The sequence below is a fragment of the Rhodococcus sp. ACS1 genome, assembly GCF_002300155.1.
In the GTDB taxonomy this organism is placed as follows: Bacteria; Actinomycetota; Actinomycetes; order Mycobacteriales; family Mycobacteriaceae; genus Rhodococcus_F; species Rhodococcus_F koreensis.
Genome location: NZ_NSDZ01000004.1, coordinates 1,307,298 through 1,333,481, shown reverse-complemented (window position 1 = coordinate 1,333,481; position 26,184 = coordinate 1,307,298). Strand labels below are relative to the sequence as shown.

26 protein-coding genes and 2 riboswitches are annotated in these 26,184 nt (G+C 68.6%); of the genes, 3 read left to right on the top strand and 23 right to left on the bottom strand.

Annotation, left to right across the window (positions count from 1 at the left end; genetic code table 11):
- Window positions 1-11 precede the first annotated feature (11 nt).
- The 18 genes from CJ179_RS18470 to CJ179_RS54030 form a co-directional block, all read right to left on the bottom strand.
- Window positions 12-1,154 (bottom strand): LLM class flavin-dependent oxidoreductase, encoded by a 1,143-nt coding sequence (locus tag CJ179_RS18470; RefSeq protein ID WP_095862459.1) that lies wholly within the window; start codon window positions 1,152-1,154, stop codon window positions 12-14.
- Window positions 1,151-2,065, bottom strand: coding sequence for an LLM class flavin-dependent oxidoreductase (locus tag CJ179_RS18465; RefSeq protein WP_095862458.1), 915 nt, complete (start codon window positions 2,063-2,065; stop codon window positions 1,151-1,153). The genes CJ179_RS18470 and CJ179_RS18465 overlap by 4 nt, the downstream gene beginning before the upstream one ends.
- Window positions 2,066-2,067: 2 nt before the next feature.
- Window positions 2,068-2,865 carry a DUF1684 domain-containing protein gene (locus CJ179_RS18460; protein WP_095862457.1) on the bottom strand — a complete coding sequence of 266 codons (798 nt, stop codon included), beginning with the start codon at window positions 2,863-2,865 and terminating at the stop codon, window positions 2,068-2,070.
- Window positions 2,862-4,226: an NtaA/DmoA family FMN-dependent monooxygenase gene (locus tag CJ179_RS18455; RefSeq protein ID WP_095862456.1), complete on the bottom strand. Its 1,365-nt coding sequence runs from the start codon at window positions 4,224-4,226 to the stop codon at window positions 2,862-2,864. Before CJ179_RS18455 ends, CJ179_RS18460 begins: the two co-directional genes overlap by 4 nt.
- A gap of 4 nt (window positions 4,227-4,230) precedes the next feature.
- Window positions 4,231-5,364: an LLM class flavin-dependent oxidoreductase gene (locus tag CJ179_RS18450; RefSeq protein WP_095862455.1), complete on the bottom strand. Its 1,134-nt coding sequence runs from the start codon at window positions 5,362-5,364 to the stop codon at window positions 4,231-4,233.
- Entirely contained in the window at window positions 5,357-7,015 is a 1,659-nt protein-coding gene (locus tag CJ179_RS18445; protein WP_095862454.1) for an ABC transporter ATP-binding protein, read from the bottom strand. Before CJ179_RS18445 ends, CJ179_RS18450 begins: the two co-directional genes overlap by 8 nt.
- The gene (locus CJ179_RS18440; RefSeq protein ID WP_095862453.1) at window positions 7,012-7,932 is read right to left on the bottom strand and encodes an ABC transporter permease; all 921 of its coding nucleotides are present in this window, start codon (window positions 7,930-7,932) and stop codon (window positions 7,012-7,014) included. The genes CJ179_RS18445 and CJ179_RS18440 overlap by 4 nt, the downstream gene beginning before the upstream one ends.
- Window positions 7,925-8,917, bottom strand: coding sequence for an ABC transporter permease (locus CJ179_RS18435; protein ID WP_072947126.1), 993 nt, complete (start codon window positions 8,915-8,917; stop codon window positions 7,925-7,927). Before CJ179_RS18435 ends, CJ179_RS18440 begins: the two co-directional genes overlap by 8 nt.
- A 3-nt stretch (window positions 8,918-8,920) precedes the next feature.
- Window positions 8,921-10,552 (bottom strand): ABC transporter substrate-binding protein, encoded by a 1,632-nt coding sequence (locus tag CJ179_RS18430; RefSeq protein WP_095862452.1) that lies wholly within the window; start codon window positions 10,550-10,552, stop codon window positions 8,921-8,923.
- Window positions 10,553-10,707: 155 nt separating this feature from the next.
- A complete protein-coding gene (locus CJ179_RS54035) occupies window positions 10,708-10,791 on the bottom strand; it encodes a putative leader peptide (RefSeq protein ID WP_310794466.1) in 84 nt (27 codons plus the stop codon).
- Between the two features lie 4 nt (window positions 10,792-10,795).
- Window positions 10,796-10,889, bottom strand: a riboswitch (SAM riboswitch).
- Between the two features lie 46 nt (window positions 10,890-10,935).
- The gene (locus CJ179_RS18425; protein ID WP_095862736.1) at window positions 10,936-12,330 is read right to left on the bottom strand and encodes an NtaA/DmoA family FMN-dependent monooxygenase; all 1,395 of its coding nucleotides are present in this window, start codon (window positions 12,328-12,330) and stop codon (window positions 10,936-10,938) included.
- A gap of 15 nt (window positions 12,331-12,345) precedes the next feature.
- Window positions 12,346-13,404: an LLM class flavin-dependent oxidoreductase gene (locus CJ179_RS18420; RefSeq protein ID WP_072947128.1), complete on the bottom strand. Its 1,059-nt coding sequence runs from the start codon at window positions 13,402-13,404 to the stop codon at window positions 12,346-12,348.
- The gene (locus CJ179_RS18415; RefSeq protein WP_095862451.1) at window positions 13,401-14,462 is read right to left on the bottom strand and encodes an LLM class flavin-dependent oxidoreductase; all 1,062 of its coding nucleotides are present in this window, start codon (window positions 14,460-14,462) and stop codon (window positions 13,401-13,403) included. The genes CJ179_RS18420 and CJ179_RS18415 overlap by 4 nt, the downstream gene beginning before the upstream one ends.
- Complete coding sequence (locus CJ179_RS18410; protein ID WP_095862450.1) at window positions 14,459-14,995, bottom strand: GNAT family N-acetyltransferase; 537 nt, start codon at window positions 14,993-14,995, stop codon at window positions 14,459-14,461. Before CJ179_RS18410 ends, CJ179_RS18415 begins: the two co-directional genes overlap by 4 nt.
- 11 nt (window positions 14,996-15,006) lie before the next feature.
- The gene (locus CJ179_RS18405) at window positions 15,007-15,978 is read right to left on the bottom strand and encodes an ABC transporter substrate-binding protein (protein WP_095862449.1); all 972 of its coding nucleotides are present in this window, start codon (window positions 15,976-15,978) and stop codon (window positions 15,007-15,009) included.
- 36 nt (window positions 15,979-16,014) lie between these two features.
- Window positions 16,015-16,797, bottom strand: coding sequence for an amino acid ABC transporter ATP-binding protein (locus tag CJ179_RS18400; RefSeq protein WP_072947132.1), 783 nt, complete (start codon window positions 16,795-16,797; stop codon window positions 16,015-16,017).
- Window positions 16,794-17,786 (bottom strand): amino acid ABC transporter permease, encoded by a 993-nt coding sequence (locus CJ179_RS18395; RefSeq protein WP_072947133.1) that lies wholly within the window; start codon window positions 17,784-17,786, stop codon window positions 16,794-16,796. Before CJ179_RS18395 ends, CJ179_RS18400 begins: the two co-directional genes overlap by 4 nt.
- A 146-nt stretch (window positions 17,787-17,932) precedes the next feature.
- A complete protein-coding gene (locus CJ179_RS54030) occupies window positions 17,933-18,007 on the bottom strand; it encodes a putative leader peptide (protein WP_369426197.1) in 75 nt (24 codons plus the stop codon).
- 7 nt (window positions 18,008-18,014) lie between these two features.
- Window positions 18,015-18,111: riboswitch (SAM riboswitch) on the bottom strand.
- A gap of 212 nt (window positions 18,112-18,323) precedes the next feature.
- On the opposite strand from CJ179_RS54030, the gene CJ179_RS18390 reads away from it, so the two are divergent.
- Both CJ179_RS18390 and CJ179_RS18385 read left to right on the top strand, forming a co-directional pair.
- Complete coding sequence (locus tag CJ179_RS18390; RefSeq protein WP_072947134.1) at window positions 18,324-19,091, top strand: sulfite exporter TauE/SafE family protein; 768 nt, start codon at window positions 18,324-18,326, stop codon at window positions 19,089-19,091.
- Window positions 19,092-19,167: 76 nt separating this feature from the next.
- Window positions 19,168-19,956, top strand: coding sequence for an HAD-IIA family hydrolase (locus tag CJ179_RS18385; protein WP_095862448.1), 789 nt, complete (start codon window positions 19,168-19,170; stop codon window positions 19,954-19,956).
- Window positions 19,957-19,980: 24 nt separating this feature from the next.
- On the opposite strand, the gene CJ179_RS18380 is transcribed toward CJ179_RS18385, so the two are convergent.
- Both CJ179_RS18380 and CJ179_RS18375 read right to left on the bottom strand, forming a co-directional pair.
- Window positions 19,981-20,499 (bottom strand): LppA family lipoprotein, encoded by a 519-nt coding sequence (locus CJ179_RS18380; protein ID WP_257015600.1) that lies wholly within the window; start codon window positions 20,497-20,499, stop codon window positions 19,981-19,983.
- Between the two features lie 11 nt (window positions 20,500-20,510).
- Window positions 20,511-22,181 carry an alpha/beta hydrolase gene (locus CJ179_RS18375; RefSeq protein WP_095862446.1) on the bottom strand — a complete coding sequence of 557 codons (1,671 nt, stop codon included), beginning with the start codon at window positions 22,179-22,181 and terminating at the stop codon, window positions 20,511-20,513.
- Window positions 22,182-22,275: 94 nt separating this feature from the next.
- Here CJ179_RS18375 and CJ179_RS18370 point away from each other — a divergent pair, with 94 nt between their 5' ends.
- On the top strand, window positions 22,276-22,596 hold the full coding sequence (locus CJ179_RS18370; RefSeq protein WP_095862445.1) for a WXG100 family type VII secretion target: 321 nt from the start codon (window positions 22,276-22,278) through the stop codon (window positions 22,594-22,596).
- Here the strand turns inward: CJ179_RS18370 and CJ179_RS18365 are convergent.
- The 3 genes from CJ179_RS18365 to CJ179_RS18355 all read right to left on the bottom strand — a co-directional run bounded on the left by CJ179_RS18365 (window position 22,593) and on the right by CJ179_RS18355 (window position 26,172).
- Complete coding sequence (locus tag CJ179_RS18365) at window positions 22,593-23,621, bottom strand: alpha/beta fold hydrolase (RefSeq protein WP_072947139.1); 1,029 nt, start codon at window positions 23,619-23,621, stop codon at window positions 22,593-22,595. The genes CJ179_RS18370 and CJ179_RS18365 overlap by 4 nt on opposite strands.
- A 65-nt stretch (window positions 23,622-23,686) precedes the next feature.
- A complete protein-coding gene (locus tag CJ179_RS18360) occupies window positions 23,687-24,670 on the bottom strand; it encodes an ABC transporter permease (RefSeq protein WP_083395786.1) in 984 nt (327 codons plus the stop codon).
- 2 nt (window positions 24,671-24,672) lie between these two features.
- Window positions 24,673-26,172, bottom strand: coding sequence for a sugar ABC transporter ATP-binding protein (locus tag CJ179_RS18355; protein WP_257015666.1), 1,500 nt, complete (start codon window positions 26,170-26,172; stop codon window positions 24,673-24,675).
- Between the last annotated feature and the right edge of the window lie 12 nt (window positions 26,173-26,184).

Sequence of the window (26,184 nt, the reverse complement as noted above, 5' to 3'; positions counted from 1 at the left end):
TCATCGCGCTCTCAGGCGGCGAGCAACCTCGGCAGTCCCCACTCGGCCGCGAGCAGTTCGTAGGAGCGCAACCGGTCGGTGTGATCGTGGGTGACGCTGGTGATCACCAGTTCGTCGGCGTCGGTGAGCCTTCGCAGACTGTCGAGTTTGTCCGCGACGGTGGCCGGTGCCCCCACGAACTGGGTGATCAGCCGGTCCTCGACGAGCGCGCGTTCCGTGTCGCCCAGCGGTGCGGTGTGCGCGGGGTCGGGGTACGGGATCGCGCCGTGCCCACTACGGATGCTGTGCGTCCAGTGCCCGAACGTCGACGCCAGTTCCTGCGCGGTCGCGTCGTCCTCCGCCACGACCGTGTCGGCGGAGACGACGACGTACGGCTTCGGCAGACTCGGCGACGGGCGGAACGCGGCGCGGTAGGCCTCGACCGCTTCGAGGGTCGTCGACGGGCTCACGTGATAGTTCGCGCCGAACGGCAGCCCCAGCCGGCCTGCCAGTTCGGCGCTCGGCCCCGCGCTGCTCCCGAACACCCACACCTCGACGTCCGCGCCCTCACCGGGACTCGCGTGCAGTTCGATCCCGTCCGGGGTGCGGTACGTGCCGCCGAGCAGTGCCAGGATGTCGTCGACCTGCTGGTCGAATGCGGGCGACAGCGCGCCGGGCTGCTGCAGCACCGACTGCGCCGCCGCGAGCCGCGGGGACAGCAGGAGCCCGGACGGGTCGAACGGCGCCGGGATCACCACGCCGTCGCGGATCTCGGTCTCCCTGCGGGGCGGGGCCGGCTGGTTGTTGCGTTCGGCAACCGCTTTCAACGCCTCGGCCCGCCGCTGGCCCGACCGTCCGAGCCCGAGGTCCAGGCGACCCGGGTACAGCGCGTCGACTGTGCCGAACGCCTCGACGACGGCGGCCGCGGTGGTGTGCCCCAGCTGCACGGCGGCGGCACCGATCCGGAGCGTGCTGGTCGCCGCGGCCAGGATCCCGACGAGCACGGCCGGCGAGGAACTGTCGACACCGACGAAGTGGTGCTCGGCCACCCAGTACCGCTTGTATCCCCACGCCTCGGCGTGCTGGGCGAGGTCGACGGTGTTCCGCAGCGCCGTGCGGGCGGTGGCGCCCTCGCTGACGGGCGACAGATCGAGAACGGACAACGGAGTGGTCATGAGGGCACTTTCTGGAGAGAGCGGGGATTGACGGCACGATGGCTGGGCGGGGCACCGAGTCCGAGGTGCTGCCGCAGCGTGGCGGTGGTGTAGTCGGTGCGCAGAACACCACGGTCCTGCAGCAACGGCACCACCGTGTCGACGAACGGGTCGAGTCCGTCCGGGCTGAGAAGGGAGGGCAGGACGAACCCGTCCGCGGCGTCCTCGCGGACCCACCGGACGATCCGGTCCGCGACGGATACGGCGGTGCCCGCGAACGTCGCGGTGAACAGGACCTTCACCGCACCGGCGGGCCTGCCTGCGTCGACCGTCCGGCGCGCGACGTCGGTGTAGGCGGCGTGAGCGGACTCGAACGTGCCCAGCGGAGCGATGATCACGTCGCCGTGGCGGGCGGCGAGATCCCGGGCTTCCGGGCCGTCGCCGGACACGATCACCACCGGTTGCGCCTGCGGGCTGCGGGGGACGGTGAAGCGTCCGCCGATGTCGAAGTGCCTGCCCCGGTGATAGAACGCGCCTGCGGTGGGATCCGACACGAACCGCCCCGCGCCGCGGTCGAGGGTCACGACGCCCTCGGCCCAGGAATCCCACAGGGTGCGGGCGGTGCCGACGAACTCGGCGGCCCGCCCGCCGGCAGGGGCCACGGTGTTCCACGCCGCCCGGCCGCCGGACAGGTGATCGAGCGAGGCGAACCGGCGGGCCACGTCGAACGGTTCGGCGGAGGTCGTGTCCAGCGTCGCCGCGAGCCCCACCGCGTCCGTGAATCCGGCCAGCGCGTTCGCCGCGATGACGCCGTCGGCGAGGAAGAAGTCGAACCGTCCCCGTTCCGCGGTGCGGGCGGCGTCCGCGAGGACGGCGAAATCCGTCCGGCCCGCGGGCGCCGCCGCCCCGAGCACGACCTGCTTGTCGGTCATGCCTACCGCGGGTTCTTCTCGCCGGCCTCGACCGCGAGCGTCAGCCGGTTCTCGGCGGGCGCGACCGGGCAGGTGGCGTAGTCGGTGAACGCGCACGGCAGGTTGGACGCCCGGTTGAAGTCGAGGATCACCCGGCCGTCCGCGGCGGGGGCGTCGACGGCCAGCGACCGTGCCGCGGGGTACGTGCTGACCCCGCTGGTGGCATCGGTGAACAGCACCTGCAGCCCACCGTCCTTGCCCGCGAACGCAACGAGTTCGTGTGCGGCGCCGTCGTACTCGAAGGCGAGCGACCCCAGCGCCGTGTGGTGGTGCTCGAGCCCTTCGACGACGGCACCCGTCGTCACGACGCGGGACTGCGGGAACGGGGTGAACGTTGCCGGCACCGCCCACTGCCGTGCCGGCAGGAACGCCGGGATGCCGGTGAACGCGGCGAGGGTGGCGGCCTCGGGGTCGTGGATCCGCAGGGCGACGTCGCCGGTCCGGCGGATCACCTCGACGGTGCGATTGCCGTGGCGTACGAGCAGACCGGGGGCGCCCTCCTGCGGTGCGAGCGTCGCCGTGCCGTCGACCGTCTCGCCGTCGATCTCGAGACCGGCGTCGGCCGGGGCCGTGACGATCAGGCCGTCCGCGTCGGCCCGCCACTTGCCGGGCAGGTCGGGGAACGTGGTGTCGGTCTCGACGAGCCAGTGCAGCGCCGTGAGGCTCAGCCAGCCCAGCGGTTCGCGGAAGTAGTCCTCGCGCGCCGAATGCCAGTCCTGCCAGCCCTGCTCGAATGTCGCGTCTTCGGTGACTGCGGTCATGATGCCCGAACTCCTTCTGTCTGATGATGCGGATGGCGCAGTCCGAGATGGCTGCGCAGGGTCGTCCCCGAGTACTCGGAGCGGAAACTGCCGCGGTTCTGCAACTCCGGGACCACCTTCTCGACGAACTCGTCCAGCCCGGCCGGAGTGAGGTGCGGTACCAGGATGAAGCCGTCGCACGCGTCGGCCTGCACGTAGCGGTCGATCTCCTCGGCCACCTCGGTGGGGGTTCCGACGAACTGCTGGCGGGTGGTGACGGCGATGATCAGTTCCCGGATGCTGAGTTTCTCGGCTTCCGCCTTCGCCCGCCACTGGCCCGCGATCTCGCGCGGGTCCTTCGCGTGGCGGACCCGGCCGCGGGTGATGGTCGAGTCTTCCGCCGGCTCGACGTCCGGCAGCGGTCCGTCCGGGTCGTACCCGGAAAGATCACGCCCCCAGACCTGTTCGAGGAACGCGATCGCGGTCTGCGGTCCCACCTGCTGATGCCGGATGTGGTCGGCGCGTTCGGCCGCGTCCGCCGCGGAGTCGCCCAGTACGAACGTCGCTGCGGGCAGCACCTTGAGGTCGTCGTGGCCGCGCCCGTACTTCGCGAGCCTGCCCTTGACGTCCGAGTAGAACTTCCGGCCGTCCTCGAGTGATCCGTGGATGGTGAAGATCGCGTCGGCCTGGGCGGCGCCGAATTCACGGCCCTCGTCGGAATCGCCGGCCTGCAGCAACACCGGGTGCCCCTGTGGGCTCCGGGGAACGGTGAAGCGTCCCCGGATGTCGAACTGTGCGCCGGAGTGCGTGACCTCGCGGATCGACTGGTCCGGGGCGAACACTCCCCGGGCACGGTCGATCTGCAGTGCGTCCCGATCCCAGCTGTCCCAGAACTTTCGGGCGCCCTGGATCACTTCGCCGGCGCGGACGTAGCGGTCGGCCTTGTCGAGATATCCTCCGCGCCGGAAGTTCTCCCCCGTGAACGCGTCCGAGGACGTCACCATGTTCCAGGCGGCCCGGCCACCGGACAGGTGGTCGAGTGAAGCGAATTGCCGTGCCAGCTCGTACGGTTCGTTGAACGTCGTGTTGATCGTCCCGGCCAGGCCCAGATGGGTCGTCGCGCCGGCGAGTGCGCCGAGCACCGTCAACGTGTCGGGGCGGCCCACCACGTCGAGGTCGTGGATCCGGCCCCGGTGCTCGCGCAGGCGCAGGCCCTCGGCGAGGAAGAAGAAGTCGAACAGGCCGCGTTCGGCGGTCTCCGCGAGGTGCACGAACGAGTCGAAGTCGATCTGGCTCTTCGATTCGGGGTCGCTCCACACGGTGGTGTTGTTGACGCCGGGAAAGTGTGCGGCGAGGTGAATTTGCTTGCGCTGGTTGCTCATGCTGTCAGTCCTGTCCGGCGAAGCGGTTGGCGGGACGGGTGAAGCCGAGTCGTTCCCGGAGCAGTCCGCCGCCCGGGGCCGGGTCGTTCGAGCGCAGCAGGGGCAGGACGCTGCAGGTGATGGCATCCAGGCCGGACGGCAGCGCCAGCGGCCGCAGGGTGACGCCGTCGACGTCCCCGGTGGCCGCCACGTCCGTGATCAGCCGGGCCAGTCCCGGCGCGTCGCCGCGGTAGAGAACCGACGCCGGCTCGTACCGGGCGCCGGACCAGTTCTCGAGTTGCGCGAGGTCACGCTCGGCGGCATCGGCGGTCTCGGCGATCACCACCTCGACGTCGAGCAGGATCCGCAGCGTCGCGGGGTCGCGACCGGCCTCGGCCGCAGCACGTCGCACCCGGACCGCGACGTCGCGCGCGGCGTCGACGGTGGGCGCGGCGATGCGGATCACGTCGGCGCGGGCGGCGGCGACCCGGGTGGCGTGCTCGTCCCGCGCACCGATCACGATCAGCGACTGCCCCTGCGGCGACCGCGGCGTGATCGAGGGACCCTTGACGGAGAAGTGGTCTCCCTCGAAATCGATGTAGTGCAGCTTGTCCCGGTCGATGAAACGGCCGGTGGCCACGTCGCGGATCTCGGCGTCGTCCTCCCAGCTGTCCCACAGCAGGCCGACGATCTCGATCGCGTCGGCCGCCTCCGCCCACAGATTCTCGGCGTCCTGCGCGTCCTTGCGCCCGAACAGATCCGCCTGGACCTGACCGGAGGACACGTCGACCTGCCACCCGGCCCGGCCGCCCGACGCGTGGTCGAGGCTGGCGATCGCCTTGGACACGTGGAACGGTTCGGTGTGCGTGACGGTCACCGTGGGGACGAGGCCGATGCGCTCGGTGGACGCGACGGCTCGGGCGGTGATCGCCACGGCGTCCAGTTGCCCACGCTGATCGGCATGTCCGGTCGTGGCGATCGCGAAGGAATCGCCGACGAACGCGAGGTCCACGCCGGCCGAGTCGGCCTGCCCGATCAGGCCGGTCCAGTAGGCGGCGGTGAAGAGGTCCTCGGCGCGCGAGTCCTGGCGACGCCAGGACTGCGGATGAATCCCCGTGCCGTACAGATCGACGGCGACGAGACGGTGTGGCTCAGGCATGAATCGATTCCTCCAGCTGTGCGGAACGTGGGCGCCCGACGGACCGTCCCGGGATGGCGTCGAGCAGCTGCCGGGTGTAGTCGTGGCGCGGGTTGTCGAATATGTCGGCCGCGGTGCCCGATTCGACGATGCGGCCGGACCGCATCACCGCGACCGTGTCGCTGATCTGCCGGACCACGGCGAGGTCGTGCGAGATGAAGAGGTAGCTCAGCCCGAGGTCGCGTTGCAGGCTCTCGAGCAGTCCGAGGATCTGCGCCTGCACCGAGACGTCCAGGGCCGACACCGGTTCGTCCAGCACCACGAGTTCGGGGCGCAGAGCGAGCGCGCGGGCGATGGCGACCCGTTGACGTTGCCCGCCGGACAGCTCGGCCGGCCGGCGTTCGAGGTAGGTGCGCGGCAACGCGACCTGTTCGAGCAGTTCGGCCACCCGCGCGGCCCGCTCCGCCCTGGTTCCGACACCGAACGCACCGAGCGGTTCCGCGACGATGTCCGCGATCGCCAGCTTCGGATCGAGGGAGGCGTACGGGTTCTGGTACACGATCTGCACCCGCCGGCGCAGTGCCCGCAGCGCGCCGCCGCGCAGACCGGTGATGTCCCGGCCGTCGAACTCGACGCGGCCCGCGGTGGGCGACTCCAGCCGGATCGCGATCCGGGCCACCGTGGACTTGCCCGACCCGGACTCCCCCACCAACGACAGGGTGCGCCCGCGGGGAACCTCGAACGACACGTCCCGGACGGCGTCGATCGACGTGCGCCGGTCGATCCTGAACGTCCTGGACACCTCGGAGACGCGCAGCAGGACGTCGGGGCCGGCTCCGCCCGCCTCCTCGCCGCGGGTGCGGTCCTGTCCCACCGACAGGCTCGGCGCCGCGGCCAGCAGGGTGCGGGTGTACTCGTGCTGTGGGTTCTCGAGGATCTGACGGGTGGGGCCGGCTTCCACCACCTCGCCCTGGCTCATCACCACGATCCGGTCGGCCCGGTCGGCCGCGACACCCAGATCGTGCGTGATCAGCAGGACCGCGGTGCCGGATTCGGCGATCCGCGCGTCGAGATGATCGAGGATCCGGCGCTGCACGGTGACGTCGAGGGCGCTGGTCGGTTCGTCCGCGATCACGAGTTCGGGGCTGCACGCCAGGGCGATCCCGATCAGGACACGCTGCCGTTGCCCGCCGGACAGGTCCTGCGGGTACTGCCGCGCCCGCACCTCGGGCTCGTCGATCCCGGCCTCGGCCAGAATGCGCACCGCCTCGATGCCTGCCGTCCGCCGGTCGGCGAGACCGTGGATCCGGAGCACCTCCGCCACCTGGGCGCCGACCCGCAGGACCGGGTTGAGCGACGTCGTCGGGTCCTGCGGAACGAGGCCGATCCGGGCGCCGCGGACGCGTTCGAGTGCGCGTTCCGACTTGGTGTCGAGACGCTCACCGTCGAACGTGACGGTGCCGGCGACGGCCCGCCCGGATCCGCTGAGCAGTCCGAGAATGGCGTGCGCCGTGGTGGATTTCCCGGAGCCGGACTCGCCGACCACGGCCACCACCTCACCGCGCGCGACCGTGAGGTCGACGCCCTGCACGGCCACGACGGGTTCGCTCGCGCTCCCGTACGCCACCCGCAGTCCGGAGACCTGCAGCAGCGGAGTGTCGTTCGCGCTCATCGCACTTCTCTCTGTTCGAGTGCATGCCCGAGCCGGTGCGCCGACAGCACGACGGCCACGATCACCAGTCCGGGCAGGGTTGTCATCCACCACGCGGTGGCGAGGTAGTTCCGTCCCTCGGAGATCAGCGAGCCCCATTCCGGGGTGGGCGGCACCGCGCCGAACCCGAGGAAGCTCAGCGACGACACCGCGAGGACCGCCATGCCGAATTCGACCGCCGCCAGCGCGACGACGGGCGCGTACGAGTTCCGCAGCACGTGGCGGCGCAGCACCGTGTGCCAGCGGACACCCGACGCGAACGCGGCCTCGACGTACAGCGACCGCCGCACCCGCAGCACCTCCGACCGCATCACGCGGGCGAAGTTCGCGATCAGCGACACGCCCACCGCGATCGCGACGTTGACCGTGCCGAATCCCAGTGCGGTCACCAGTGCCAGCGAGAGCAGCAGCGCCGGGATCGAGAGGAGGACGTCGACGACCCGCATCAGGACGGCGTCCAGAGCACCTCCGAGGGCCCCGGACAGCAGTCCGATCAGCGAACCGACGACCAGTGCGATGCCCACTGCCAGCAGTGTCGCGGTCAGCGACAATCCGGCTCCGTGCACCACCCGGGTGTACACGTCGCGTCCGATGTTGTCGGTGCCGAACCAGTGCGCGGCACTCGGCGCCTGCAGCTTCTGCGCGGGCACCCCGACCAGCGGGTCGCCGCTCGCGAACACCGACGGCGCCACCGCGAATCCGACCGCGACGAGGAGCACCGCCGCCGAGGCGACGAGCACGAGGTTGCGACGCCACCACGCCACCACGCGGCGTCCGCGGCCGTGCGGACGGGGCGCGACTGTGGGAGGCGCGTCGACCGGCGGAGGGCCGAAACCCTCGGCCTCCTCGATCAGTTCTCTGGTGAGGATGTCAGACATGAACCTTCTCCTCCACATTCGCGACGGTGTCGCTGCGCTCGGAACTCCGCCTGCCCTCGACGATCCTGGGGTCGATCAGCGGGTAGAGCAGATCCACGGCGAGATTGACGAGGACGTAGACGAGCGAGCTCAACACCACGATGCCCTGGACCACCGGAATGTCCTGCGCCATCACGGAAGTCTGGGTGAGCCGCCCCACCCCGGCGCGGGAGAACACCGTCTCGACGACGACCGATCCCGCCAGCAGATTGCCGACGAGCACACCGGCGATGGTGAACGCGGGAATGCTCGACAGGCGCAGCGCGTGCCGGGTCTGGATCTGCCAGCGCGACGCCCCCTTCGCCCGCGCGGCCTCGATGAACGGCTGCCGCCACGTGGTCTGCAGACTCGCCGCGAGCACCTGGGCGATGACGGCCCCGGTCGGGAGCGCGAGCGTCACCGCCGGCAGCACCAGCGTCGCGACCCCCTGATCGCCGAACGCGGGGAAGGCCTTCAGCCTGAACGAGAACAGTTGCAGCAGAATCAGGCCCACCCAGAACGTCGGCACCGCGACACCGAGCGGGGGCAGGGAGAACAGCAGGTTCCGCACCCAGTGGACCCGCGTGTAGGTGGCGAGGAACGCGACCCCCGCCCCGAACACGACGGCGAGGACCAGCGCCGCGGACGCCAGCGCGAGAGTGCTGGGCACCGCGTTGCCGATGGCCTCGGTCACCGACTGCCCGGTGGCGATCGAGTACCCGAAGTCACCGCGGACGGCGTGGCTCAGCGAGTTCCAGTACTGCACCCACACCGGCTGGTCGAGTCCGTACCGCGCCTGCAGTTCCGCGACGGCCGCCGCGTCGACCGTCGTCCCGGTGGACGCCGAGTCGACGGCGATGCTCACCGGGTCGGACGGCAGGAGGAACAGCACGGCGAACGACACGGTGAACGTCGCCCACAGGACGGCGATCGCCTGCAGCACGCGGAGTCCGAGGTAGCGAATCATGGCTCAGCGTCCGCTGATCCAGGTGTCGAAGAACTGGAGCCGGGCCGAGGCCTCGAACTTCAGGTCCTGCACGTTCGGGCCCGCGCCGATCGCTTGCGACAACTCCACCGTGGGGATCCACAGGCCGTTGTCGAGGACCTGCTGCTGGGCGTCGGCGACGAGCGCGCTCCGCGCGGCGGGATCGGTGGTGGCGAGCTGCTTCGCCAGCACGTCGTCGAGCGCGGGAATCGGGCCGCGGCTGTTCAGGTTGCGACCTTCGAGCCCGAACTGGGTGCGCAGGATGTCGCCGTCGGCACGGGTGCTGTTGTAGTAGGTGGCGTCGAAGTCCTTGGAATTCTGGCGGGCGGTGGCCTCCGGGGTCGACACGAGGTCGAGCTGCAGGTCCACTCCCACCGCTCTGAGCTGCTGCTGCACCAGTTCGAGGATGGCCTGGTTGCCGGCGAACACGGAGCTGAACAGCACGGGGAAGGCGAGCTTCTGACCACCCTTCTCGCGGATGCCGTCGGCGCCGGGCACCCAGCCCGCCTGATCCAGGATCGACTTCGCCTTCTCCGGGTCGTACGTCACGTCGGGCAGTGCCACGTAGCCCGGGGTGCGGCTGGCCAGGGTGCTGGTGGCCGGCTTGAAGTTGGGGCCGAGCACGGTGTCGACCAGTTCCTGCCGGTTGATCGCCGGCACCAGCGCGCTGCGCACGACGGGGTCGACGAGCGGTCCGCGGGTCACGTTGGGCTGGAAGCCGAACGGGGTTCCGGGATTCGAGGTGGTGAGCACCTGCCCGCCCGCACCTTCGATCTGCGGGGCGTCCTGCGGCAGCGCGTCGCTGATCGCGTCCAGCTGTCCCGAGGACAGGCTGCCCGTGCGGACACCGGATTCGGGGACGACGGTGAACTCGATGGTGTCGAGGTAGGCCTCGCCGTCGTGGGCGAACACGTCGGAACCCCAGTTGTATCCGGCGCGCTTGGCGAGGGTGACCGACTTGTCCTGCTGGTAGTCGGCGTACGTGAACGGCCCGCTGCCCGAGATGTTGCCGGTGCACCGCTCTTCGGCGGACTTCGCGACGGACGCGTCGGACAGGATGCCGAGCTGCGGGGTGGACGACGCCTGGAGGAACTGCGCGTTGGGTGCGGCGAAGTCGACCTGCGCGGTCTGCGGGTCGATCACGGTGGTGCCCGTGTACCCGGTGAGGTAGCTGGCACCCAGTGCGGCCTTGGCCCCGGTGAGGGTGTTCACGATGGCGTCGAGGTTCTTCTTCACCGACTCCGCGGTGAAAGGCGTTCCGTCACTGAACGTCACCCCCTCCTTCAGATGGAACGTGAAGGAGGACGCGTCGGCGTCGGTGTCCCAGCTCTCGGCCAGCCACGGCTTCAGTTCGCCCGTCTCCGGGTCCTGGTCGGTGAGCGAGTCCACCACCTGCCGGGCCACGTAGATCGTCTGGTTGGTGCCCGACTGCGCGGGGTCGGCGCACGTGGGTGCCTGGGACAGGCCGTAGCGGAGGGTGCCGCCGGGCTGGGGCGGGCCCGCGTCCGCGGAGGAACTGCTGGAGCCGCCACCGCAGGCGGTGAGCGCCGTGGCCAGCACGGCGGCGGCGCCGATACCTGCCGCGATGCGGCCGCGGTGGGACGAGGACAAAGGCACTGATGGCACCGAGAACTCCGTGATCTCGAAGAAGTGCCGTGCGCGCTACCCGTCGAGTGGGCAGCGCTCACGCGCACAGAAAGGTGAGGGACACCGGATCCGACGCGGATGCGGTGTGTAGAGCAAGAACCCCGGATGTCTGCCGGGGTGTCAGATCAGCTGTGACAGATCGAGGTGGACAGCCGACAGAGATCGACGTGCAGACGCCCCCAGGCGCTCACGAAGCCTTCGGTCAACATGGTTCCTCCATCGATCCCGGCGGTAGCACCCGCACCCGCGGGGCGGGGGGTTGCTGCGACGTCAACGAGCCAGGTCTCTCGGTCGCTCTGGATGGTCGTTACCGAGTGTAAGAGATCGCCGGTCGCCGCGCCACACGGCCCCCGCTACCCGACTGCCTGCCGGGGCGGGAGTTCCCGTCGCGACAGCGGCGGGCGGAGACCGAGATGCTCACGCAGGGTCGCGCCTTCGTATTCCGTTCGGTACGAGCCGCGCTCCTGCAGTTCGGGTACGAGCAGGTCGACGATCTCGTCGAGTCCGGTGGGCACCAGGTACGGCGAGATGTTGAATCCGTCGGTCGCCCCGCTGCGAACCCACCGGGTGAGTTCGTCGGCGACCTGCCCCGGGGTGCCCGCGAAACCGGACCGCTGAGTGGTCGCGATCGCGACCTGCCGCAGCGACAGGTTCTGCGCCTCCGCCAGGGCGCGCCACTCGCGGGCGATGGCGAGCGGGTCCTTGCCGTCGCGGGCGGCCCCGCGGGTGACGGAGATCGGTGCGGGCACCGGATCGAATTCGGGCAGTGGACCGTCCGGGTCGCGATCGGACAGATCGCGGCCCCACACCTGACCGACCAGCGACAGCGCCGTCTGCCCGGTGTACTGGCCTTCGCGGACCCAGCGGACCTTGTCCTCCACCTCGGACGCGTTCTCCGCGAGCACGATCTGGGTGCCCGGCAAAATCTTGACGTCGTCCTCGGGGCGCCCCGCGCGGCGCAGTCTCGCCCGGATGTCCTCGGCGAAGCCGAGCGCCTCGTCGAAATGGGTTCCGTGGCGGGAGAAGATCACGTCGGCGTGCGTGGCCGCGAAGTCCCTGCCTGCCGGTGAGTCGCCGGCCTGGAAGATGACGGGATGGCCCTGGGCGCTGCGCGGCAGGGTGGGGGTGATCGTGACGTCGAACTGCGACGTGCGCCGCGACACGTCCTGCACACTGCCCGCGGTGGCCCAGGACGGCGCTTCGGTGCTCGTCGCGACGGCGCCGTCGGCCCACGCGTCCCAGATCGCCCGCGCGGTGCCCAGGAACTGCCCGGCCCGCTCGTACCGGTCGGCGTGATCGAGGAAGCCGCCGCGCCGGAAGTTCTCACCGGTCCACGCGTTGTCCGTGGTGACGGCGTTCCAGCCGGCGCGTCCGCCGGACAGCAGGTCCAGCCCGGACAGTCGCCGGGCGAGGTCGGCCGGTTCGTTGTAGGTGGTGTTCTGGGTGGCCACCAGCCCGATGTGCCGGGTGATGCCGGCCAGCGCCGAGAGCTGGGTGATCGCATCCGGCCTGCCCACGATGTCGAGATCGAGGATCTTGCCTTCCTGTTCCCGCAGGCGTAGACCCTCACCCAGGAAGAAGGCGTCGAACAGGCCCCGCTCGGCGGTCTGTGCCACCCGACGGAACGTTTCGAAGTCGATCTGCGATCCGCTCGTCGGATCCGACCAGATCGTCGTGTGGTTGACGCCCTGGAAGAAGACCCCGAAATGCACCTGGGCTTCGGGCCGGGCGTATGAGTCGTCGGTCATGATCTCCACAACCTTTCAGCGAGAGGATTCTGCGAGGCGCTCGGCCCGGAATCGGTTGGCGGGGCGGTCGAGTCCGAGCGTGCTGCGCAGAGTCGAACCGGGAACGGGACGGTGGGCGGCACCGGCGCGCAGGAGTGCCGGGATCACGTACCGCGCCAGCACCGGGAGGTCCTCGTCGACCACGGCGGGATGCAGGCGCACACCGTCGACCTGCGAATCCAGTGCGCGCAGCAGTTCCACCAGTCCGGTGGCCTCGCCGGCGAACGACAGCCGCTCACTCGACGGGGCGGGAGTGGCTGCGCCCAGCGCCACGTCGAGTTCGGCGAACACCAGCGCCGCCCCGCGGTCCTTCGCCCGCGCGGCGGCGTCGGCGATGTCACCGGGCGTCGTCCCGGACACCAGCACCACGTCGACCTGGGTCGGATCGGTCTGCCCGTCGAGTCCGAACACCACCAGTTGCCCCTGCGGCGGCCGCGGCACGATCGCCGGACCCTTCACCGAGTACGTCTCGCCCCGGAAGTCGATGTAGTGCAGCCGGTCGCGGTCGACGAAACGGCCGGTGGCGTAGTCGCGGATCACCGCGTCGTCCTCCCAGGAATCCCACAGGTTCCGGACCACGGCGATCGCGTCCCGCTCCTCCCGCGCGAGGTCGGCGGGTGCGGTGATCTCGGTCCGGCCCAGTGCGCCCGCGACCCGCGGGTCGGTGTCGCGTGCGGCGATCCAGCCGCCGCGGCCCCGCGACGCGTAGTCGAGTGTCGCGAGCTGGGAGGACGTGTGAAACGGTTCGGCGTAGGTGGTGCCGACCACCGGTACGAGACCGATCGTGCTGGTGGTCGCGGCCACGAACGCGGCGCGGTTCACGGCGTCGATCCGGCCGACGGGTCCCCCGACGGCGCCGGGCGGCAGCAGCGAATCGTCGAAGGAGGCGAATGTGAAACCGGCGTTCTCCGCCGCAGCGACCCGGTCCGCCACCGTTCGCCCGGTCAGCAACCGGTCGGGTGTGTGCGCGGCGCGCCGCCAGGCCTCGGGATGCGTTCCCTCGCCGTCGAGTTCGATGCCCAGATGCAGGCTCATGGCCGTTCCTCCTCTGTGTCGGCCGCGAGGGGGCGGCTCGGAATGGTCTCGCGCAACACGGGCGCCACCTCGGCCTGGAACAGCTCGAGGCTCTCGCGGTGCTGTTTGTCGCTGCCGACGCGGTCGGCGCTCAGGTGGATCACCTCGTGGCCGAACTGCTCGTGGTAGCGCTGCACCTTGTCGATCACCTGCTGCGGGCTGCCGATCAGCGCGGAGCTGCGTTCGACGAAGTCCTCGAGGGTCTCGAATACCACGGGAAGTCCTGCCTTGCGGGCGAAGTCGAGCCGGGCGGCGTGAATCGGCCGCCACACGTCGAGCGCGTCCTGCGAGTTCGGTGTGACGTAGAACCCGGCGGTCCCGGCGCCGACGAGGGCGTCGGCGGGATCGTGACCGTAATGGGTCCACCGTTCGCGGTAGTGCCGGACGAGTTCGGCGTAGGAGTCGATGGGATACGTCACGTTCGCGGAGAAGATCGGATCTCCGTGGCGGGCGGCGAGATCCACCGATTCCTTGCTCGTCGCGCTGCCGTGCCAGATCCGGATCCGCCGCTGCAACGGGCGGGGCAGCGCGACGGCGTGCTCGAGCGACGGCCGGAACGTGCCCTCCCAGGTGACGTCCTCGCTCTCCCACAACTTCCGGAACAGCTCGTACCCTTCTCGGTTGCGGTCCCACTGGTCGTCCGGCGTGACGTGGAACAGCTGTGCCTGCGCGGTGCCGTTTCCCTTGCCGATGATGAGCTGCAGCCGGCCACCCGACAGGTTGTCGAGCGTCGAGTAGTCCTCGAACGCACGGACCGGGTCGAGCAGGCTCAGCGTGGTCACCGCGGTCCACAACTGCAGGGTGGTGGTCCGCGCCGCGATGGCGCTGAGCACCACGGGCGGCGACGAGGACAGGAAGGGGTGTTCGTGGCGCTCGCCCACCGCGAAACCGTCGTACCCCAGTTGCTCGGCGAGGACGGCCGATTCCACGACCTCCCGCAGCCTGGCCGCGGTGCCGATCTTCTCCCCGGTCACCGGATCCGGGTGGTGAGTGATCAGGCTCATCAGCAGAAACTTCATACGGACTCGTACTCCTTTGCGGCGCAGTCGGAAGGCAGGGCGGTGTGCAGGAGCTTCTCGAATCCGTGGACCCCGATTTCCTGCGGTGGGAGGGAGCGGTCGAACAGCGCCGTGTACCCCGCGGCCAGGTACAGGGCCACCGCCTCGGGTTGCCGCGGCCCGGTGGTGAGGAAGATGCGCGAGTAGCCGGCCCGGACGATCTCGGCCTCGAGTTCCCGCAGCACGATGCGCCCGAGTCCGCGCCTGCGGTGCGAGGACGAGGTCCAGATCCGCTTGAGTTCCGCGGTCGTGCCGTCGTAGCGGCGGAAGGCGCCGCCCGCCACCGACGTCCCGTCCTCGACCACGACGAGCAGCGCGCCCCCCGGTGCGGCGAACTCCTCCGCCGGATACGTGCTGAGGTCCTCGTACATCTGGTCGCGGGACCGCCCGTACCGAGTGCTGTATTCGGTCGCCAGTTCTTCGAGCAGCGGCGCGGCCAGTGGATCGGCCTGATCGACGAACACGGTCTGCACGGGGTCGGTCCTCTCGCTCACTGTTCCTCCTGTCAGCTGGTCTTCGGGAGCCCGGGCGGGTTGACGACCGACGTGTTCACGGCCTCGTTCGCGATGTTCCAGCGGTCGAGAACCTGTGCGTACGTGCCGTTCTCGATGACATGGTTGATGGCCTCGTTGACGGCGGTAATCAGCCCGTTGTCCTTCTTGGTGAGCACGGCGATCTCACCCTGGAGTGCGTCGCCGGCGCCCGAGAACGTTCCGGCGATCTCGGTCTCCCCGGCCTGCGCCACGTGGAACGACGAGGAGGGGTTGGGGCCGAAGTAGGCGTCGATCCGCCCCGACGCGAGCGGCAGGTAGTAGTCGGTGGCGTTCTGGTAGTAGGTGATGTCGGTGGGTTCGAGACCGGCCGCCACGTTCTGCTCGCTCCACTTCACCAGCAGCGCTTCCTGATTGGTGCCGGAGGAGACCGCGATCTTCAGGCCCGCGACGTCCTTGGGTTCCTTGATCTGGATGCCGCTGCCCTTCTTCGTCTCGAACGCGACCGTGTCGAGGCGGTATGTCGAGAAGTCGTACTTCTCCTTCCGCTCCTCGGTGACGGTGACGTTGGAGATGAAGGCGTCGGCTTCCCCCGAGTCGATCCGGACGAAGTTCTGCGCCCAGTCCGCGGCCTGGAGATCGACCTTCAGGCCGAGGACGTCGCCGATCAGGTATGCGAAGTCGGTTTCCGAGCCGATGAGCGTCTTGTCGTCGTCGGCGTAGAAGCGCAGCGGCGGGGCGGAACCGGCACTGCCCGTGACGACGAGCGTGCCGCGGTCGCGGATCTGCTGGGGAACCTTCGCGGCGATCGACTCGACCTCGTCGGTGGTGATGCGATTCTGATCGGCGGTGAGGTTGTAGCCGGCGGCCGAGGTGGGCCCCGATCCCTCGTCCTCGACGTCGCCGCCCCCGCACGCGGCGGCGAGGAGCGCGACGGTGGTGAGAGCCGAGGCCAGAATCTTCTTACGGAACCGTGCGGTGGACATGTGTGCCTTTCGGGGATCCACACCGGGGTGTGGAGGTCAGAGAACTCGGGAGAGAAAAGCTTTGGTGCGGTCGTGCTGTGGGTCGTCGATGACCTGCTCGGGCGGGCCCTGCTCCACGACGACGCCGGCGTCCATGAAGACGGCCGTGTCGGCGACCTCCCGCGCGAAACCCACCTCGTGGGTGACGATGACGAGGGTGGCGCCGTCGCGTGCCAGTTGCTTGATGACGGCGAGAACCTCGCCGACCAGTTCCGGGTCGAGCGCCGACGTGGGCTCGTCGAACAGGATCACCGCAGGGCGCAGTGCGAGGGCCCGGGCGATCGCGACCCGCTGCTGCTGGCCGCCGGACAGTTGCCGCGGGTACTCGTGGGCCTTGTCACCCACGCCGACCCGTTCGAGGAGGGCGATCGCCTCGGCCTCGACCTCGGCCCGGTCACGGCCCTGCGCCGACACCGGTGCCTCGACCACGTTCTCCAGCACCGTGAGGTGGGGGAACAGGTTGAAGTTCTGGAACACGAATCCGATCCGGGACCGCTGCTTCAGGATGTCGCGTTCCCGCAGTTCGTGGAGTTTGTTGCCCTTGCGCCGGTAGCCGATGAGGTCGCCGTCGATCCGGATGGTGCCCCGGTCGACCTTCTCCAGGTGGTTGAGCGTGCGGAGCAGCGTGGACTTGCCGGAACCCGACGGGCCCAGGATCACCGTCACCTCGCCCTTGCGGACCAGCAGGTCCACACCCTGGAGGACTTCGAGTGCGCCGAAGGACTTGTGGACTCCGCGAACCTCCACCGCGAACTCTGCCTGCTGGGTGTCGGTCGTCATTTCGTGGCCCCTCTCGGTACGGAGACGCCGGCGTCGCGGATCTCGGCGAATTTCCGGGTGACCTTCTGCCACGGAGTCGGGGGCAGTGCCCGAGCCGATCCGCGGGCGTAGTGCCGCTCGACGTAGTACTGGCCGACCGACAACAGCGTGGTCAGGATGATGTACCAGATCGTCGCGACCATCAGCAGGGGCACGACGCGACCGTTGCGGCCGAAGATCACCTGAACCTGGTAGAACAGTTCCGCGATCGCCATCGTCGACACGATCGACGTGCCCTTGAACAGGCTGATCACCTCGTTCGCGGCGTTCGGCAGGATGCCGCGCATCGCCTGCGGCAGAACGATCTTGAAGAACTGGCGACGACGCGGAATGCCCAGCGACTGCGCCGCCTCGATTTGCCCGTGGTCCACCGAGATGATGCCGGAACGGATGATCTCGGCGGAGTACGCGGCCTGGTGCAGGGCCAGACCGATGACGGCGGCGGTGAAGCCGCTGATGACGCCGTTGACCTCGAACGTGAAGAAGCCCGGTCCGAACGGAATTCCCAGCGACAGAGTCTGATACAGGTACGTGATGTTGAACCAGAACAGGAGTTGCACGATCAGCGGGATCGACCGGAACGCCCAGATGTAGACCCAGGCGATCACCTGCAGCACCGGGTTGTGCGACAGGCGGCTGACCGCCAGCACCACACCGAGCGCGAATCCGAGGACCGTCCCCCAGAGGGTCAGCTTCACCGTCATCCACAGGGCCTGCAGCACGGAGCCGGCGGTGAAGTACTTGCCGAACGTCGCCCAGTCCCACCCCGGGTTGGTGGCGAGGCCGTGGACGAACTGGGCGAGCAGCACCAGCACGGCGGCGCTGACCACCCACCGCCACGGGTGCCACCGCCGTGCGACCTCCAGCGCGGCGTCCGCGGGCCGGTCACCATTGCCGGACGGTTCGGAATCAAGGGGCGCGGCCGAACGCGCCCGGACGGGGGCGCTCACGCTCGCTCACCACTGGGAACAGACATCACTGAGGCGGCCTTTCACCTGGAGACGGGACGGGGAAGAGGGCGCGTCTTCCGCGGGATGCGGGCGCGCGTCAGGCGCTCACCTGGCGTTTTACCCGGTGAGCGTGCGGTGAGACCTCGTCAACAGTGGCAGGAGGTGGTACGGCACAGGTCGATGTGCCGTCTGCGCCACGCAGGGCGCGCGGGGTAGTTCATGTGCTGCCTTCCATCGATCCCGGCGGTAGCACCCGCACCCGAAAAATTCGGAAGGGTTGCTGCGACGTCAACGAGCCAGGTCTCTCGGTCGCTCTGGATGGTTGAAGCGAACACTAGCTGCATTCCCGGACGTCGTCAACACGGGGCATTTCCCTGCAACACAGGGGAAATGGCGTCGAGCGGACGCAAGAATCACCGTGCGCAGAAGTGCTGACAAGTGGTCGGAGATGCGGTTGGATGAGACGAGCAGTCGCGTATCGCCACCGCCGCGTGACCCGGCTGCCGGGCCGTCCGAGGCCCTTGTAACGTCGCCTCGGTGACACCACTCGAAGTCATCGCGATCCTGGTAGCCGGCGTCGGCGCGGGCGCGATCAACGCCATCGTCGGCAGCGGCACGCTCATCACCTTCCCCACCCTGGTGGCTTTCGGGTTCCCTCCGGTGACCGCGACGATGTCGAACGCGATCGGCCTGGTCGCCGGTGGCGTGTCCGGCACGTGGGGGTACCGGCGGGAGCTGGCCGGGCAGGGGCCGCGGTTGCGGTGGCAGATCCCGGCGTCCCTGTGCGGTGCGGTTCTCGGCTCGTGGCTGCTGCTGCACCTCCCCGAAACGGTGTTCGAACTCGTCGTCCCGGTGCTGCTGATCCTCGCCCTGATCCTGGTGGTGCTGCAGCCGAAGATCCAGGCCTGGGCGAAGCAGCGTGGCAGCCACGAGGCGGGCCTGAGCACGGCGCGACTCACCCTGCTGACCGTCGGCACGTTCGCCGTCGGCGTGTACGGCGGATACTTCACCGCTGCGCAGGGCATTCTGCTGATGGGCGTGATGGGCGCGATCCTGCCGGAGAGCCTGCAACGGATGAACGGCGCGAAGAATCTGCTGTCGCTCATCGTCAACGTCGTCGCGGCGACCGCGTACACGCTCGTGGCCTTCGACCGGATCAGCTGGGCGGCCGCCGGCCTCATCGCGGTGGGCTCGCTGCTCGGAGGCGTCCTCGGCGCCCGCTACGGCCGCCGCCTGTCCCCCACCGCACTACGGGGAACCATCGTCGTCGTCGGTCTCATCGGCCTGTTCCGGCTGCTCGCATAGTCACGCATGCACCCTCCCGCTCCCCCATACTGAGTCGGTGAGCAACGAAGTAGAGCACCCGGGCTGGACCTATCTCATGGACATGGACGGCGTTCTCGTCCACGAAGAGCATCTGGTCCCCGGCGCCGACCTGTTCCTGGCCGAACTCCGGGAGTCCGGCACCCCGTTCATCGTCCTGACCAACAATTCCATCAGGACTCCGCGCGATCTCCGCGCCCGGCTGCTCCGCACCGGCCTGGACATTCCCGAGGAATCGATCTGGACGTCCGCCCTGGCCACCGCGACGTTCCTGGCGAACCAGCGCCCCGGCGGCAGCGCCTACGTCGTCGGCGAGTCCGGGCTCACCACCGCACTGCACGACATCGGATACGTCCTCACCGAGAACGATCCCGACTACGTGGTCCTCGGCGAGACCCGCACCTATTCCTTCGAGGCCATCACCACCGCAATTCGACTGGTGGAGAGAGGCGCTCGCTTCATCGCCACCAACCCCGACCCCACCGGACCGTCGCGCGAGGGTTCCCTTCCGGCCACGGGATCCGTTGCGGCACTGATCAGCCGGGCCACCGGCCGCGACCCGTACTACGTGGGCAAGCCGAACGCGCTGATGATGCGCTCGGCCCTGCGGGCCATCGGCGCGCACTCCGCGAACACACTGATGATCGGTGACCGCATGGACACCGACATCGTCTGCGGTCTCGAGGCCGGGCTGCAGACCATCCTCGTCCTCACCGGAATCTCGACGCGGGATTCGGTGGAGTTGTTCCCCTACCGCCCCACCGCCGTGCTCAAATCGGTCGCCGATCTGGTCGGCCGCACGTCGGATCCGTTCGGCGATGCGGCTGCGCCACCCGTGAGTACTTAGTAACCGCCGGACGTTAACAAGTACTCACGGGTGGCGGCAGCCGGTGACGCCGCGGAGGGAGGCTGCCTTGTACGTCCCGAACGTGATCCGGTTCCCGTCTCCACCGGCGAACGTCACATCGTGACGTCCGGGCTCGTCGACGTGGACGTCGACCCGATCCATCCCGGCGTCGGCGGCGACCTCGCGGACCGCCGCCAGCACCACCGGCCAATCATCGTCGCGGATCGGGTTGTCGGACAGTAGCGCTCGCGTGGTGACGGACTTCCCCTCCGTGTAGGCATACGGTCCGGGGCATCCGCCACCCTGGCTGCGTTCACGATGCCACCGCCACTGGACATCCGGAGCGATCGCGCCGACGGCTTCGCTGATCCGCACCAGCGCATCGGTGACGTGTCTCTCGGTGACGGCGAGCGTCGGCCTGCCGCTCAGGCTCTCGGCCGCCGCCGCGATCTCCTCGTCGCCGAAGTTGTACGGGTTGTCCGTCATGCCACCACATCCGCTCGTCAGGATCGCCGCGCCGATCACGGCGACCGTCTTCGTCACCCACCGGATCGTCACCGGAGCGCCAGTTCCGGCAGACCCGCCGCGATCACGGCCATGTTGTAGCCCGACGCCCGGAGTTCGCCGTTGTCACTCGGCCGTGGATACTCGCTGTGCCCGTTGGCATCTTCCCGCCGGACGCCGTCGGGGGTCGTCGCCGCACGCACCGACAGTTGCTCGAGATCGGTCTGCACCGGATCCGGTCCGAGCCGGCCGAACCCGTCAGCCACGGTGATCGGGTCGTCGTGCGCGCGCATCACGAACCCGTGGCCGGGTGCCAGCCCGAGGTCCGATTCGTCGTTCGCATCGAAGCCGGGCGAACCGTAGAACACGGCGTCGTCCACCGGTTGCCGCGGTCCCGCTACCTGCAGGGCCAGGCCCTGGGTGTACGAACCATACGAATGTCCGAGGGCGGTGATGTGCGGGTCGGGCGTCCGCGAGGCGACGTCGAGACCCTCGTAGAACGAGGCGAGCTTCGGGGCTCCCGCGGTCGCGCGGTCGGACTGCCATGCGTCGAGGAGCCATCCGCGCCCGAGGTTCTGGTCGATGAACGGGACGTCGTAATTGCCCGGGCCCGTGGTGGTCGGCGGCTGATACCCGAGCCATGCGATCGTCGACACCGTGTCGCCGGTGTGTCCGGACAGGTCCAGCTGCCGTTCGATTTCCGCCTTCAGCGCCCTCGCCTCGTCGGTCATTCCGGCGAGGGAGCCGACGGTGGTGTCGATGCCCGGGGTGGTGACGGAGATGTGGTCGGCGGTGTCGGGGTCGCCGAGCGCGAACGCGGCCATCGTCCGTTCACCCGACTGCAGGTCGAGCAGCATCAGCCTGCCGTCCGGGTGGTCGCGGACGAGTGCCTCGAGGTGGTCGAGGTCCTGCAGCTTCTGCTCGACATACCACAGGCGTGCATCGTCGTCGGTGAACGCGCCACCGAACACGTTGTGGTCCAGCCTCTCCCGGAGGCGGTCCCGTTCCCACTCCCACCGCGACCGCTCGTCGGCGAATCGGCTCACGTTCGCCTCGTGCCGCACCGCGGACGGAATGCCGTCACGGGCGCCTACCCACTCGGGATGCCGCTCGATCACCTCGCGCCGCTGAGCTGTGGGCAGGGCATCCCAGTACTCGCGGTTGGCGAGCGGGGAACCGTCTGGTGGCGGCGCGGGGGCGGACAGGCCGCGACCCACCTCACCGGGTTCGACACCGCCCTCCGCGACCCGCGTCAGGACGGCAGCCGCGTCGGCGACGAGGTCCTCCGCCTGCAGGATCAACGCCCGGGCCGCGGCACCCAGTTCGGCGCGGATTTCCTCGCGCCCCGACGCGTCCAGCACGTCGACCGGTGGTCCCGGTGCGTCCTCGACGTCCCCGTTGTCCGACACTGCCATACCGTGGGCGAGAGCAGTGTCCCGGACGCCGTCGAGTTCGGTCTGCAAGTGCGTGACCGCGTCGACCAACTCGCGGACCAGCGATTCGACGACAGCGACCGACGCCGCCTCGCCGCTCAGTTCATCCGCGGCGATCCGGAACCGCCGACGTGCGGCGTCCGCGGCCTCGTCCTGCCACGCCGGCAACCGGCCGATGTCGGCGAGACCGTCCTGCACGAACGCGATGGTCGCCGCCCGCTCGGACAGCGACCGTTGCACGGCCTGCAGCGCGCGGACGTCCCACTGGGTTATGTCCCTCAGATTCACGATCCCCCCCCAGGATGCATAATGCCCGTACCCTAGCGGATCGATCGCGCCCGCGGGAGTCCGATCTCGTCTCGACCGACACGAAGGATCGAAAATGAGCGGTTCCACCCACGTCGACACCGGTACCCTGCGCGCAGCGGCCGGTCAGCTCGACGCCCTGTTCGACGATGCACTCTCACGGCTGAACCCCATCGACGCTGCCGTCGCCGACTCGGGGGCTGCGTGGCCGGACGCGGCCGGTGCCGGGTTCGCCCTGTTCACGTCCTACCTCGACGGCAGGCAGGAGTCGTTGCAGCGCACCCTCGCCGAGATGTCGGCGACACTCGTCGAGTGCGCCCGCCGATACGACACCCAGGACGCCGCGACCGCCGAGCGCCTCCACGCGGTCGCGCCGGCCACGAGCCTCGACCTCTAGGCCCTCCGGGCTCGTGCGCCGTTCTGGTTGCTGGAACAACCAGAAAGGCGCACGGGCGGCGGAGCCGCCCAGAAGTCGATGATCTCCGCGGCCATCTCTTCAGGACACTCCTCCGGCAGGTGATGTCCGATTCCCTCGAAGACGCGGTCGCGGACGTCGGTACTGAACTGACGCATCGTGTGGAAGAGGTTGTCCGCGTCGGCGTAGGACCCGCCGAGAGTCAGGATGGGCATGTCGAGCCGCTTCTGTTTGCGCGCCTCGCTCGCCGCGCGACCGCGTGGGCTGAACACCTCGCGGTAATAGTTCAGACCTGCCCGGACCGCCCCCGGTTTGGAGAAGACCCGTAGGTACTCTTCGAATGCTTCCGCATCGATGACCCAGGTGCGCGCGAGCTTGGACGGGCCGAAGAACCAGCTGAGGAACTCTCTTTCCCGGCCGTGAATGAGTGCCTCCGACAATCCTTCGACTCGGTTGAAGTAGAAGTGCCACTGGCGGGCATTCAGACTGTCGTCCGGATAGCCGCGCTCGGGCAGCGGTGACACCCAGGGAATATGAGCGTCCGAGAGAACCAGAGTTCGGACGTCCTCCGGATAGGCTGCGGCGTGCGCGTGCGCGATCCAACTCCCCGTGTCGTGGCTGACGATGTCGAGGCCATCGGGACCGGCGAGCCCGAGTTGCTCGATGAAGACGTGTACGTCCTCGGCAACGTTGTCCAAACCATATCCCTCACTGGGCATATCGCTGTCGCCAAATCCGCGCGGGTCGATGGCGTAGACGCGGCGCCCGGCCTCCACGAGGAGGGGAATGATGAAGCGCCACGCGTACCAGCTTTGCGGCCAGCCCGGTATGAGCAGGACGGGTTCGCCCTCGCCCGCGACGACGTAGTGCAGTCGCACTCCCTCCGCGACGGGGACGAGGCCGTGCTTCAGATCATGCTTCTGGATACTCGTTTTGCTGCGCCTCGGCACCGCATAGGGCGGGGTCGCGGTTCCGAACCGTGTCGATGGGGTGGCATTGTCGGACATGACAGCGTATTACCTCCATGTGTCGAGGATGTAGGGCATGAGCATGCGGCAGTCGGGAGATCCCGCTATTTGATGAAGCTGTATCGGCTTCTGTCGATCGTCAATGCGACCGACGCGACCACTACGAGCCCCTTCACGATCTCCTGGGTGAAGTTGTTCACCCCGGTGAGGTCCATGCCGTTCGACAACAGGGCGATGACGACGACGCCCAGTACCGTCCGGTGCGCTCCTCCCAGTCCCCCGGAGAGGGCTGTCCCGCCCATGACGACCGCGGCGATCGAATCCAGCAGGAGCGCGTCACCGGCGCTGGGCGAGCCGGCTTGGACTTGGCCGGTGAGGATGACCCCACCCAATCCACACAACGCACCGCCGAGCACGAACGCGAGAACTTTGTACCTGCGCAGGTTGATTCCGGACAGTACGGCGACCGGTTCGCCGCCCCCGATCGCATAGAGATACCGCCCGAACTTGGTTCGGAACGACACGGCGGTCAGGAGGGCCGCCACAGCAAGCACGATGAAAATCACGTTGGGTATCCCGAGGACCGATTTCGAATTGACGAAGCCGGGAAGGGCCGTGCTGGAGTAGACGATCGCACTGCCCCCGGACAGGTGGCCGGCAACTCCGGCACATACCGACATGGTTCCGAGTGTGACGAGGAACGAGGGCACCTTCAGTCCCGTGTAGATGACGCCGTTGGTGAATCCGATTGCGGCACCTGCCAGGACACCCACGACGATGGCGCCCAGGAGCCCGACCCGATCGACCGCTGCCGCGGTCACGAGCCCTGACAGCGTCACGTTCGCCCCGACCGACAGATCGATCGATCCGATCAGGATGACAACCGTTCCAGCCAATGCGACGAGAAGGAGGACCGCGGCCTGCCGTCCGATGTTCGTCGCGTTGTCGAATGTCAGGAACTGAGGGCTGGTGATCGTGAAGTACGCGATGATCGCAAACACCGAGACGAACGGGTATACGAGCGTACTGTTTTTTCGCAGTGTTTCCGATATGTCGAGGGTGGTTCGTTCGAGAGTCGCGTTTGTCATGATCAGACCATCTCCTTGACGATATCTCGCTCGTCGGGCTTTGCGCTCGCCGGGCTCTTCAGCGACGCAGTGATTGCACCCGATCGCATTACCAGAATCGTGTTCGACAGCCCGATGATCTCGGGCAGGTTGTCCGACACGAGGATTACGCTTCCACCTGATTCCGCAAACGAGCGGACCAGTTCGTACAGCTCTTCTTTGGCGCCGACATCCAGCCCGCGACAGGGGTCGTCGAGCACGAGGATGGAGGGCTCGCGTTCGAGACATCGAGCGAACACCACCTTTTGCTGGTTACCCCCGGACAGCCGCCCGATCGGCACATCCGGGCCCGGTGCCTTGATTCGCAGCCTCGCGATCCAGCGCTGTGTCATCGCGCGACCTCCCCGCAGGTTCAGGATCGAGGTGCTGCGGTAGGTGAGCTTGTCGAGCAACGTGAGTGTCAGATTCTTTTCGACGCTGTGCGAGAGAATGACGCCTTCGGCTGTCCGCTCCGCCGGAACGTACTGGATTCCCTGCCTGATCGCGTGGGAGATCGAGCCGTTTCGTAGGGGCGCACCTGCGATCTCGATGGACCCCTGGTCTCTTTTCTGGATACCCGCCACGGCACGTGCGAGATCGGATTTCCCGGAGCCGAGCACACCGGCCAATCCCACGATCTCCCCCTGGCGAAGCTGGAAGTTTACCTCCCGGAATCGTCCCGCACTGGACAGACCAGCAACGTCGAGAACCACAGGACCGAGGGTGTCGCGTTGGTCGGCCTCCTTGTAGTACTCGACATCTCGTTTGCGCCCGACCATCAACTCGTGCAACTGGTCGTCCGTGGTGTCGGCGATCGGCAGTTGAGCGATCAGCGAACCGTCCCGAAGCACCGCGACGTCATCGCAGAGCGCCTGAAGGTCTGAGAGCCGATGCGACACCAGCACGAAGGTCGCGCGATCTCGCCATCTCCGCACGTTGTCGAAGAGGAGTTCTGTTTCTACAGCCGACAGAGCGCTGGTCGGCTCGTCCAGGAGGATGATCGGGTGCGCATCGTGCGCAGCCGTCGTCGCGAAGGCCTTGCCGATCTCCACCAGCTGCCTCTGGCCGAACGACAGGTTCTGGGTAGCCTGAGTGGGATCGATGTCCACGCCGAGATCCCGAAGCACCTTCGCGGCCTCGGCGATCATCGAACGGCGACGCAGAATTCCGTGGTGGATGAATCGCTTCTCCCGGCCGAGGAACATGTTTTCGTACACCGGTAGCGACGGGATGAGACCTTGCTCTTGGAACACTGTCGCCACGCCGTGCTCGGCGGCTTCGAGGGGATGCCCGTAGCCCACAACCGAGCCTGCGATCTCCATCGTGCCGCTGTCGGGCCGATTCGTTCCGTTGATGATCGACAGAATCGTCGACTTACCGGCGCCGTTCTCGCCGACGAGGCCCAGAACTGTGTTGGGACGGACACTGAGGTCGACTCCATCGACTGCCGTGAACGAGCCGTACCTCTTGGTGATTCCGGTCATCTCGAGAGCGAG